General features: G+C 39.2%; 10 protein-coding genes. All 10 read left to right on the forward strand.

The genetic code is table 11. The annotated features are described in order from the left end of the window. Nucleotides 1-750 (forward strand): FecR family protein (locus ATH1_RS0117795; RefSeq protein WP_010425002.1); only part of this gene is annotated, 750 nt, incomplete at its 5' end. 148 nt (nt 751-898) lie between these two features. Continuing rightward, nucleotides 899-4,300 (forward strand): TonB-dependent receptor, encoded by a 3,402-nt coding sequence (locus tag ATH1_RS0117800; RefSeq protein WP_010419764.1) that lies wholly within the window; start codon nt 899-901, stop codon nt 4,298-4,300. Nucleotides 4,301-4,310: 10 nt separating this feature from the next. Beyond that, nucleotides 4,311-5,906 carry a RagB/SusD family nutrient uptake outer membrane protein gene (locus ATH1_RS0117805; protein WP_211208078.1) on the forward strand — a complete coding sequence of 532 codons (1,596 nt, stop codon included), beginning with the start codon at nt 4,311-4,313 and terminating at the stop codon, nt 5,904-5,906. Between the two features lie 73 nt (nt 5,907-5,979). Further along, complete coding sequence (locus ATH1_RS20220) at nt 5,980-7,083, forward strand: alpha/beta hydrolase (RefSeq protein ID WP_010419757.1); 1,104 nt, start codon at nt 5,980-5,982, stop codon at nt 7,081-7,083. Between the two features lie 290 nt (nt 7,084-7,373). Further along, nucleotides 7,374-8,171, forward strand: a complete 798-nt coding sequence (locus tag ATH1_RS0117815; RefSeq protein WP_010419756.1) for an alpha/beta hydrolase — start codon at nt 7,374-7,376, stop codon at nt 8,169-8,171. Between the two features lie 577 nt (nt 8,172-8,748). Beyond that, nucleotides 8,749-8,931, forward strand: a complete 183-nt coding sequence (locus tag ATH1_RS0117820) for a hypothetical protein (RefSeq protein WP_029164021.1) — start codon at nt 8,749-8,751, stop codon at nt 8,929-8,931. A 2-nt stretch (nt 8,932-8,933) separates the two neighbouring features. Continuing rightward, entirely contained in the window at nt 8,934-10,400 is a 1,467-nt protein-coding gene (locus tag ATH1_RS0117825) for a sulfatase family protein (protein WP_010419748.1), read from the forward strand. Nucleotides 10,401-10,472: 72 nt separating this feature from the next. Beyond that, a complete protein-coding gene (locus tag ATH1_RS22395; protein ID WP_029164020.1) occupies nt 10,473-10,745 on the forward strand; it encodes a glycoside hydrolase family 130 protein in 273 nt (90 codons plus the stop codon). Further along, complete coding sequence (locus ATH1_RS22400) at nt 10,718-11,050, forward strand: glycoside hydrolase family 130 protein (protein ID WP_029164019.1); 333 nt, start codon at nt 10,718-10,720, stop codon at nt 11,048-11,050. Before ATH1_RS22395 ends, ATH1_RS22400 begins: the two co-directional genes overlap by 28 nt. Nucleotides 11,051-11,295: 245 nt before the next feature. Then, complete coding sequence (locus ATH1_RS0117845) at nt 11,296-12,450, forward strand: MFS transporter (RefSeq protein ID WP_029164018.1); 1,155 nt, start codon at nt 11,296-11,298, stop codon at nt 12,448-12,450. Nucleotides 12,451-12,701: the final 251 nt, after the last annotated feature.

The raw sequence follows: 12,701 nt of genomic DNA on the forward strand, positions 1-12,701 counted from the left end.
AAATATCTTTTTGAAGCTAATTTAAGAGCTATAAGCTCTGTATTGTTCTTTTTCGGTAAAGAGCAGGTCGCGGGGCCTTCTGTGGTTGAGGTTACCGCTCCGTTGGGATCGCGTGTAAAAACCCGGTTACCCGATGGTACCGTCACCTGGTTGAACAGTGGTTCTGCATTAACCTATTCAATTCCTTTTGACGAACGAACCATAAATGTGCGGGGGGAAGCTTTTCTCGATGTGAAAAGTGATTCGCTGAATCCTTTTACCGTTCGTGGAAATAAAACTGCAGTGAAAGTCCTTGGCACCCGTTTTAACGTAGAGATGTGGCCTGATGAGGAAGTTGTGGAAGTTGTACTGGAAGAGGGCAGAGTGCAATTGATACCCGACAATTATGAGCAAACTTTTGAAATGAAACCCGGTGAATTACTGCTTTTCAATAATAATGAACGAAAACTAATCCGAAAAAAAGTAGATCCGGAACCATATTCTGCCTGGATCGATGGAAAACTGATGTTAAGAGGCGAAAATATGACTCAGATGGCGAGAGAATTGTCGCGCTGGTTCAATGTAGATGTGGTAGTGGAAGACAGCATCCTCTTTGATTATACCTTCCGGGCTACTTTCGAGGATGAGAAACTGGAAGATGTATTACGTTTACTGAAAATGACCTCGCCTATTGAATACAAAATAATAGATAATCAGCAAGATAGTAAGGGTAACTTTTCCAGGAAGAAAGTGATTATTCGTCATCAATAAAATACACAGAAATGAGTAAGGCTTCAAATTTTAACAGCAGTTAAAAGGATCATTCATTACAGTAAGAAAATTTTTCTAAGAAAGAAGGGGACAAGGAAGCGGCAACTTCCCCATCCCCTAATGTTGGACTTAAAATCATTACAAAGCTATGAAAAAAATTCCTAAGACAGGAGTGGGAGACCGAAATGTCTTCTCTAAAACCCTTCGTATCATGCGAATTACATTATTCTTAATGTTTGTGGGGATGTCGCAGATATTTGCAGCCAATTCCTACGCGCAGATCAAAAAACTCACCATTGACCTTGAAAATGTCAAAGCCGAAAGAGTGCTTGATGAAATTGAGAACCAGAGCCGGTTTTATTTTCTTTACAACGAAAAACTGGTTGACATCAACTTCAATGCTTCGGTGAAATTTACCGACGAGAATATTTTTAAAGTTCTTGATTATCTTTTCGCCGGACGTGATATCACCTACAAGGTAGTCGACAATCAAATTATTTTGTCGGGAGGAAAGGCATCTTCAGAAGTCTTCCAGCAATCCGGGAAGACCGTCACCGGTAAAGTGACTGATCAACAGGGAGAACCAATTCCCGGAGTTACGGTTTTCGTAAAAGGCACAACACAGGGAACCATAACCGATATGGATGGAAATTTTTCATTAAGTGTTCCTGAGGATGCGAATGTTTTGGTTTTTTCTTTTGTGGGAATGCAGACACAGGAAGTACCCATTGAAGAAAGGACTACTTTTTCGGTTGTGATGCAAGAAGCAGTTATTGGACTTGATGAAGTTGTCGCAGTAGGTTACGGTGTGCAGAAAAAAGTAAATTTAACCGGGGCAATTTCATCTGTCACTTTTGATGAAGAAGTGGATAACCGGCCAATTACCAATGCATCTCAGGCACTTAGCGGTAAAGTAACCGGTGTGTGGGTAAGTCAAAACTCTGGAAAACCTGGTAGTGACGGTGCACAATTACGTGTACGTGGCTGGGGAACGCTGAATAATGCCAATCCTTTGGTTATAATCGATGGAATTGAAGGCTCATTCGATCAAATAAATCCAAACGATATTGAAAGTATTGCCGTATTAAAAGATGCAGCGAGTGCTGCAATTTACGGTTCAAAAGCTGCAAACGGTGTTGTTCTAATTACTACCAAAATGGGAAACACAGGAGAACGTCTGCAGGTAAATCTTAATTCATATTATGGAATACAATCATTGGGAAGAAGGTACGATTTGGTGACCAATAGCGCCGAGCATATGAGATTAACAAACCAGGCTTTGGTAAATGAGGGAGCCAGTCCGCTATTTCCCGACAATATGATTACTGCTTTTGAAAATGGGACAGATTCATATAAATATCCAAATACCGATTGGTTTGATGTATTGTTTGAAAATTCACCCATCCAGGAACATAACCTGTCAATAAGAGGAGGTACAGAAAGAAGTACATCATTTTTGTCATTCAATTATATGAATCAGGAGGGGATGGTACCGAATACCAAAACTGAAAAATATGGAATACGGGCAAACCTTGAGTTAAATGTAAACGATTGGTTTAAGGTAAGCGGACGTCTGAATTATGGTCATAAAGTTGCAACCGAACCATATAATGACATGGTTTACGGTTCTCTTGGTCGGGTTTTTGAGATGCTTTCAGGTGTAACTCCATATACTGCACCTTATACGCGTGACGGTAAATTCGGAGCGGTTGAGGCAATTGATGATGACGGAAATATCCTTTATGATAACAGGAACCCTTTAATTGATGCTAACAATGGTAAAAGAACGGATGAACAAAACTTCCTTGCAATTAATGCTTCAGCAGAAATTAAATTCACAGATTTTCTAAACTGGAGAACTACCGTTGCTTCCACAGGAAACTGGATTCTGACCGACAATTTTAATGAAACCGTTATAGGATATACTGATTCGGGGATTCCAATGATGACCAAAAACTATAACCGGGAAGGGATTGAAATTAGCCGAAATAATAGTTATTCTTTGGCTAACAATGTATTTACCACCCTGAATTTTGACAAGACATTTGCTGAAGCTCATAATGTCTCTGCAATCTTGGGTATGCAACTTGAAGACAGAAAAACAAAAACAGCCTACTCAAGAAGATCTGATCCACCAAAAGAAGGACTGACACAGGTTGATGCCGGAACATCAGGTATTCAGGGTGAAGGCAATATGACCGGATTACGAATGTTTTCCTATTTTGGCCGTTTAAATTATTCGTTTGCCGGCAAATATCTTTTTGAAGCTAATTTAAGAGCTGATGGTTCCTCGCGTTTTAAAGAAGGAAACAGATGGGGAATATTTCCCGGATTTTCCGCAGGATGGAGACTTGGGGACGAAACATTTATTGAAGAATTGAACCTGTTCTCCAATTTAAAGCTGAGAGCTTCCTGGGGGCAATTAGGGAATGAAAATATTGCCGGGTACTGGCCGTTCCTAACAGTTATTGACCAGAATAATAATTTAAGTTACAGCTATGCCGGAAGTTTTGCACCAGGTGCTGCAGTAACTGCTTTAATTGATGAAGATATTACCTGGGAAACATCTACAACTCTTGATATTGGTGTTGATTTAGGATTTTTAAAGAACAGGATAAGTATTGAGGCTGACTATTTTAGAAAAAAGACTACTGACATTATTGTTCAGCTGCCAATTCCATCTCTGATGGGAAATTTAACGCCTCCTTTTGAAAATGTTGGCGAAATGAAGAATAACGGTTTTGAGTTTGTCTTTAATTACGATAACAGATCGATAAACCGGAACAAGTTCGGGTATAATATAGGTTTAAACTTTTCTTACATTAAAAATGAGGTAACCAAGTTTAGGGGAGGGGATTCTCCTGATCAGCTTTATCTTATCAGAGAGGGATATTCGTACCAAACTCTGTATGGTTATAAAGCGGTTGGAATCTATCAATCGGATGAAGAAGCTTCGCAGCACATGTATGACAACAGCTACACTCCTATTGCAGGAAACCTAAAATTTGAGGATGTAAATAAAGACGGCAAACTGGGGTTCGAAGACAAACAGGATATTGGAAATACCATTCCCAAAGTGACTTATGGATTAAGCGCTGCATTTCAGTATAAAGGATTCGATTTAAACCTGCTTTTCCAGGGTATTGCCGGGGTTCATGCTTATAACCAGAACAATTTCACTAATCTGAATTGGGATAACCGAACGATTTCAACACGATGGAGAGATGCCTGGACACCACAAAATCCAGATGCCGATATGCCTATCTTGTATTGGGACAATCCCTGGGACATGCAGCAATCTTCATTTTGGGTAAAAGATATCAGTTTTATAAAACTTAAAAACCTCCAGTTAGGTTATAGTGTCCCGGAAAAACTGACTTCTGACATTGGCATACAAAAAATCTATTTTTATTTAAATGCACAAAATGTATTTTCTATTGTTGACAAAGACTTCGAAGGATATGATCCGGAGAAAAGTACTTTCTCTGCAACTGTAAATGAATATCCTGTGCCAAGAATTGTTTCATTAGGTGTAAATCTTAGCTTCTAAAATAATGATCATGAAACTGAAAAAAATATTTATACGTAGCTTACTCGTAATTTTAATTATCTCATTAAACGGGTGTGCAGACGAATTTCTGGGGTTTTTCCCGGAAGATAAAATTACTTCCGAAAATTTTCCTGAGAATGAAGCTGATATTGAGCTTCTTTTAAATGGTCTTTACGGGCAGCTTCGTGAAGATATATTAATTACCCAGGGATTATTTGCTTTTGGGATACTGGACGGTGCAACTCCAAATGCCTATAACTGGGGTAATACACCCCTTGCTCAAATTGGAAACGGACAACTTTCTGCTACTGCCGGTGGAATTGTTGAATTTCGGTGGACAAGAAGTTATGAAATAATATTCAGAGCAAATTACCTTCTCAGTGTTTTGGATGAGGTTGAACTTAAAGAAGAGGTAAAATTAATGTATGCTGCTGAAGCTCGTTTTCTGCGGGGCCTGGCTTATGCCACATTGGTTGAATCGTATGGGGGGGTACCAATTATTTTAAATGCAATTTCCACGGAAGAGGCAAGGACGATTGCACGGAGCACGGCAGATGAAACCTGGAATCAGGCAATAGCCGATTATGATTTTGCAATTGCAAACCTCGATGTTGACGCACCACTGGTGGGAAGAGCAACAAAAGGCGCAGCAATGGCAATGAAAATGCGAGCTTATTTGTATCAAAATAAATTCAATGAGGTTTTAAATCTTGCTGACAGTGTTATTACTCTGGGAAAATATTCTCTTTTCCCAAGTTACGAAGGTTTGTTTCAGTTGGCTCATGAAAACAACCAGGAAGTAATATTTGATGTTCAGTATATGAGGGGAGAAAACTCACAGGGAACACGCCTCGATCAGTTTACAGGAACTGGGACCGGGAGTTGGACAAGGGGGACACGATATGTACCTACTGAAGATTTGGTAAATGCTTATGAACGGATTGATGGTTCTCCCGGCAAATATTTTGAATCAGAAATTGATCTCGATAATCCTTACGATGGTTGGGATCCCAGATTAAAATTTACTGTAGTCGTACCTGGTTCTTATTATCTTGGTTATCGCTTTCCAAGCTACCTTTATCCTGGCGGTGCTTACAATCATCCCGCAAACAGGATCAAACATTTAAGTACCAGAAAATATCGTGTAGACAAGGAAGAAGATTTACCTCCGGCAGATCAATCAGATTTAAACAATATTGTGATACGCTATGCTGATGTTATTTTATCAAAAGCAGAGGCTATTATTGAAACAGGCGGGAATGTTGATGAAGCTGTTGCACTTATTAACAGAATTAGAACCGAAAGAGACGATGTAAAAATGACTCCTCTTCCGAATGGATTATCACGTGAAGAAGCCCGGGCAAAATTAAGGCACGAAAGAAGAATTGAGTTTGCATTGGAGGGCCTTTATTGGATGGATATCAAAAGATGGCATAAGCTTGATGGATTTCTTGATGATATTTACCCAGTTGAAGTTCGCGATCACAACGGAAATATAGTCGAAACTAAATTCCCGGATGGTTACAAAGAGCAATTCAACCTTTTGCCCATTCCAAATAGTGAGTTATCTTTAAATGAAAATCTGGAACAAAATCCAGGTTGGTAATTAATAAAGTCTGGCCTAAAAAAGTACTTTAGATTTTTAGGCCAGACTTCAAATAAATTAAACCGTAAAAAACATGAAAAAACTTAAATTAGGGGTTTTTGTTATTACTCTGCTTTTATTTGTCAGATGTAATGTAGATAAAGGAGACAGAGTGATTACTTATAACTTAGCAGAAATACCCGCTCCTTCGCTGGAGAATAATCTGGTAGGAACAGAGAATGTCCAACAAATCGGCGTTTATTTGCCGCCTTCATACAATTATTCAACCCAATTATACCCTGTGGTGTATTTTTTGAACGGATATACTGTGGAAGCTGGTGAGTATCCCAAGACAGAGGCTTTCGACGCTTATATGAAAAATAATAAAGATCAGGAATTTATATTAATAGAATTGAATGGTTATAATTTGTTTGAAGGATCGATGTATGCCAATTCCGTTGTTACGGGAAATTGGGAAGACTATATCGTCAAAGATGTCGTAACCTATGTTGACAACAATTACAGGACTCTGGCAAAAAGGGAGTGCAGAGGAATTGCCGGCCACTCAATGGGAGGAGGCGGGACAATTAATATTAGTTTAAAATATCCCGATGTTTTTTCGGTAGCTTATGCAATGAGCCCGGCTGTTTTAGCTGATGACCGGCTTATCAGTGGCTTTTTGACAAACGATTCGCTAATGAACCAGATTCTTACTTTATCTGAAAGGATGGCCAACGTGAAAGATGACAATTTTGCTGAAACCTTAAAACGTGAACTGGAAGCTTACGATCGGGATATGATGGGCATATACGGGTTCATGGCAATGGGTACTGCCTTTGCACCCGATCTCTCTAAACCTTTGAAAATTGCATTGCCATTCGAACGTGATGAAAAAGGAAATCTCAGAAAAATAGATGAAAACTATAATAGATGGATTTCGGGGTTTGGAAACCTGGAAGGAAAAGTTGAAAGGTACAAAGATAATTTGTTGAAATATAACAAATACGCTTTGGATTGCGGGTTCCATGATGAAATGCCTGGTTTATTTAAATCAACTGTATATTTTTCCCAAATACTTACGAAAGCTGAAATTCCGCATTCAACGCATTGGTACGATGGCAACCACAGCGGTAAAGTTTCCGAACAATTAATCAATGAAGTGTTTCCAGCCATGTCCACTTATTTGCTCCAAAAATGAATATATATCTTGTTGTTTAAACAATAGTCCTTTAGAGTAAAAGCTAAACGCAGACGCAATGACGCAAAGTCTTTATTATGAGAGATTTGTGGCCTATGTCTTTGATTTTATAAATAACTAAAAACCAAGCTTTTGTAAAATATTGACGAAGTATTATTTAAAATACAATTAATTTAAAATATAAGTATATGAAACCATTAAAAATAAAAATTTTGTTGTTATTCTTATTAACTTTATCTTTTCAACTAACTGCTTTTTGCCAGCAAGGTCGTTTGCTTGAAAGCCTGACAATGGAAAGCGACTTACTCAAAAGCAAAGTTAAATACTCGGTTTACCTCCCGCCAGATTACGATAAATCAGAACGCTCTTATCCTGTGTTGTATTTACTGCATGGCTATTCAGGAAACGAAACAGTCTGGATTCAGTTTGGTGAAGTTAACCGAATGGTCGACAATGCAATAAAGGAAGGAGAAGTTTCATCTTTTATTATCATTATGCCTGATGGCAAAACAAATTGGTATTGTAATGATTATCAAGGATTAGAACCATACGAAGATATGTTTATCAGGGAATTCATACCATTTATTGAAAAGCAATACCGCATTCGGTCTAAAAAGGAGTTTCGTGCCATTGCCGGAAATTCAATGGGCGGCTATGGTGCATTGAAGTTTGCCATGAAATACAACCATCTTTTTTCAGCTTGCGTAGCTTTTTCTTCGGGTATCTTTACAGATGTGGAGATAGCCATGATGCCTGATTCAATTTATGGAATTCTTGATGGCATTTATGGCAAAAACTTGGAAGGAAATAAACGAATAAATGAGAATTGGAAGAACAACAGTCCTTTATATCTGGCAAAAACCATTACAGTTGACAAATTAAGATCTGTCCGCTTTTACATCGATTGTGGTGATGATGATTTCTTATATAGGGGGAATTCGGATTTACATAATTTGATGAGGGATTTAAAAATACCTCACGAATATCGTGTAAGAGATGGGGGGCATAACTGGAAATATTGGAGAGAAGGGCTGCCTGCAGGCCTTTCATTCATAAATAAAAGTTTTATTAGAGAGATCGGATTTTGAAATAAAAAAGATCACATGTTTTATAAATGTTTTTAATCTGATCTATTCATGAATTTTCTATTACAATGTTCAACTATCGGCGAAATACAAGCGTTCTCAATAAAATCGGCTCTATTCCCTTCTCCGGTTTTATCTGCCGTTCCTTATATTTTTTGATATTTGAATATCTTATTACGAAAACTCATGAATAAATCAGGTTATAATGCTTTTTTTAAAAAAAAGTATTGGGCAAATTTTATGTTTGCTTCAATCTTGTTACGTGTATGGCATTTACCATTTTTTAAATATCACAGCAAAACCTTAGAAATAGAAACTCCTCCAAATATAATTTTAATTCTGGTTAATGATTTGGGGTGCAATGATGTTTCCTTTTGCCGTAATTTTAATTTTGATAGGCATTACGAGATTGAGTCGAGTCGATAAGTCAAACCCCAAGTATTGATATACTTGCTGACTATGATATGCGTTTCACTGATTTTTATGCAGTACCAGCAGTTTGTTCTCCTTCAAGCTGCCCTGATGACATGAAGAAATGCCGGAGCGATCTTTGTTTTGGAGGTATCGAAATCAATGGGCAGTGAGAAATGGAGACTGGAAATACCTTAAAATCAGAAATGAGGAATATCTGTTTAATTTAGAAGATGATATTTCGGAAACAAAAAATGTGAAAAATGAATTTCCTGAAATATTTCAATCTCTTAAACAGGATTTATACAAATGGGAAATAGAAATGAATAATTATCAACAAAAAACAAATTAAAAATGAAAGCAAATAAGTCAATTGTTATGGCCGGATTGTTATCTTTCGGTCTATCCGGACAACAAGATATGATTGCAGCAGAAACCGAAGATGAAAAGGCCTCAAAACCCAACTTTATCGTCATTTTTGCTGACGACCTCGGTTACGGGGATTTGGGGATTTTCGGACATCCGACAATTAATACGCCCAACCTCGATAGAATGGCTTTTGAAGGCCAAAAATGGACCAATTTTTATGTTGCAGCACCGGTTTGTACACCAAGCCGTGCAGGTTTGCTAACAGGCCGATTACCTATTCGCTCAGGCATGTGTAGTGACAAACGAAGGGTATTGTTCCCCGACTCCAATGGAGGGTTACCCCAAAGTGAAATCACAATTGCGCGTGCTTTGAAAGAAAACGGCTACCAAACTGCAGCTATCGGGAAATGGCATTTGGGTCATAAATCTCCTTTTCTGCCAACTGATCACGGATTTGACAGCTATTTTGGAATTCCATATTCCAATGATATGGATAGAGTTCCGGGGACTGGTACTGGAAATTATATTACATCCCAAATTAAGCTTGCAGAAGAAGAAAATTTTCATGCCTATAATGTTCCAATATTGAGGAATGACAAAATTATTGAACGACCAGCAGACCAGAGGACTATTACAAAAAGATATACTGAAGAAGCCGTAGCTAAAATAAAAAGTATGAAAGACGGACCTTTTTTTATTTATCTGGCACACAACCTGCCACATATTCCGTTGTTTCGTTCCGAAGAATTTAAGGATGTTTCGCTGGCAGGATTTTACGGTGATGTAATTGAAGAAATAGACTGGTCAGTAGGACAAATTCTGAAAACCTTAGAGGAAGAAGGACTTGATGAAAATACGCTGGTGGTTTTTACATCAGACAATGGTCCGTGGCATATTTTTGAAACACACGGAGGAACTGCAGGTTTACTGAGAGGGGCAAAAGGTGGTACTTTTGAAGGGGGAATGCGCGAACCCACAATTTTCTGGTGGCCGGGGAAATTAAAACAAGGAGTGGTGATGGATATGGCAACCACTATGGATTTGTTTCCAACCTTCTGCAATCTTTCCGGAACCAAACTTCCAGACGACCGCATTTATGATGGATACGATATTTCCCCGCTGCTTTTGGGAACCGGGAAAAGTCCGCGTGATGTGGTATTCTATTACCGTGGCCAGCAGGTCTATGCTATTCGCAAAGGGGACTACAAAGCACATTTTATAACTCAAAATGAATATGGCAGTCAAACAGCTCATCCCATTACTAATCCACCACTGGAAATAACCAACACTCCCACTGTTCATGAAACGCCTCTGCTCTACAATGTAAATATCGATCCTTCAGAAAAATTTAACATTGCCGAAGAACATCCGGAAGTAATTGCTGAAATCAGAAAAGTGCTGGAAGAACATCTGGCCGGCATCGAAGAAGTAGAAAATCAATTGGAGAAGTAACAAACCAAAAAACATTTTTCTTGTCTGCTTCCTTCAGATAGTCTGGAGTTCTTCTGTCCCATAAGGGAAGCGGTGGTCAATTGGGAAGAAAAGGATGTGTTTAATCCTGCCAGTGCCCTAAAAGGAGATACTGTATTTTTACTGTATCGTGCCGAAGACAGCATTGGGAAATACAATGGCACATCACGTATTGGTCTGGCTTATAGTTTGGATGGTTATAAATTTCGTAAGAAGCCTGAACCTGTTCTTTACCCCGATAATGATGAGTTCAAAAAATATGAATGGGAAGGTGGGTGTGAGGATCCGCGGACAGCGAATTGGTTGAGCCCGGACCTCCTGCTGTAATTACAGACCAGGGGATACTGCTGATTTACAACAGCAAGAACAGTCCCTCTTTTGGAGATAAAAATCTTGAAGACGGCACTTATGCAGCAGGGCAGATAATTATGGATAAAGACGATCCTGCAAAGGTTTTGTATCGTACCGATCAGTGGTTTATCTCTCCCGATCAGCCTTTTGAGATTACCGGTCAGGTTGATAATGTATGCTTTGTGGAAGGATTGGTCCGTTTTAATGGGAAATGGTTGCTCTATTACGGAACTGCCGACTCGAAGATTGCGGTTGCAGAGTCTGATGTAAGTCTTAATTAATGCCTGTCCGTAAAGTGCAATTTACTGCGTGATGCTTGTCCGAAAATTACTCATCCCGAGGTAGCTTTTGTAGGGTTTTTCAAAAAAAAAAACAGCAAAAAGCACAATCGGGACTCGGTATTTTCGGACTTCGAAAGCCCCCGGTGATATTGAGGCAGGCATTGCAGCCGGCACTTTCCGGACAGTCACACATTTTGTGAAAATTTTTGAGAGTTCATAGATACACACTAATTTATATATTGTTTATGAATACAAACACATCCTTATCAAAACTACTCCCCGTATTATTCGGGTTCTTCGTTATGGGCTTCGTCGACGTGGTAGGCATATCGACCAGTTATGTCCAGAAAGACTTTAATTTGAGCGATTCGGTGGCGAATTTGTTACCGATGATGGTATTTCTCTGGTTTTTTGTTTTTTCAGTGCCTACAGGACTATTGATGAACAAGTTAGGCCGGAAGAATACGGTTTTGCTGAGTATGGTCATCACTTTTATAGCAATGCTGGTGCCTTTAATCGCTTATAGCTATGGAATGGCACTTTTTGCTTTTGCATTGCTTGGCATCGGTAATACCATTTTGCAGGTTTCGCTCAATCCGCTTGTGTCGAATGTCGTCAGTAAGGAACATTTGACCAGCCGGCTTACACTGGGGCAGTTCATTAAGGCCATTGCTTCGTTTCTGGGCCCGATTATAGCTGGCTTTGCAGCAGCCACGTTGGGCAACTGGAAGATGTTGTTTCCGGTATTTGCCGGAGTAACGATGTTGTCGGGTCTTTGGCTCTTGTTGACCCCTATTCCGCGGGATGAGCGCGTTGAGGAAACCACCTCGTTTGGAGAAGCTTTTGGTTTGTTAAAAGATAGAACCATTTTATTGCTTTTTCTGGGTATTTTATTTGTTGTAGGTGTCGATGTCGGCATGAATACGGCAACACCGAAATTTCTGATGGAGCGGGCAGGTTTGCCTCTTGAGCAGGCCGGTTTGGGAACCAGCCTGTACTTTGCTGCCCGTACGGTGGGAGCATTGACGGGTGCCATTTTGCTTGCAAAGTTCTCGGCTACCCGTTTTTTCAGGATAAGCATGCTCTCAGCGATTACAGCGATGGTAATAATGTTGTTTAGTCAGAGTATTGTACTTATATTGATAATGGTAGCCGTTATCGGTTTCGCCATTGCCAATATTTTTTCTATTATTTTTTCAATGGCCCTACAGAATCGTCCTGAGCGGGGAAATGAGATATCGGGTCTGATGATCATGGGCGTATCTGGCGGCGCAATCCTGCCTCCATTAATGGGGCTGGCCTCCGATGCTATTGGACAAACAGGTGGAATGCTGGTTATTCTGGCCGGCATGCTATATCTTTTGTTAGCGGCTTATGTGGTTAAGAGCGAGAGAAAATAATTATTGAAAAATTTTTTTATTTCTGAAAAGACACATGATTTTTTTTATCAAAAGATGATCTTTCGTTCATTAATGCGAAATTGCAAAGAGTTGTTAAGCCTGGCACCTTTCAGGTTTCGGAAATTAATTTGCCGGTGGCAGGACAATAACAAAATATATTACTGAGTGCAGTCTAAAAAGCATCTTTATTGTCAAAATCCAAGCGTTTTAAATTTTTGCACCGGAGTTAACTTATTGTTAATGAGGATGCA

This window comes from Anaerophaga thermohalophila DSM 12881, assembly GCF_000191885.1.
GTDB lineage: Bacteria > Bacteroidota > Bacteroidia > Bacteroidales > Marinilabiliaceae > Anaerophaga > Anaerophaga thermohalophila.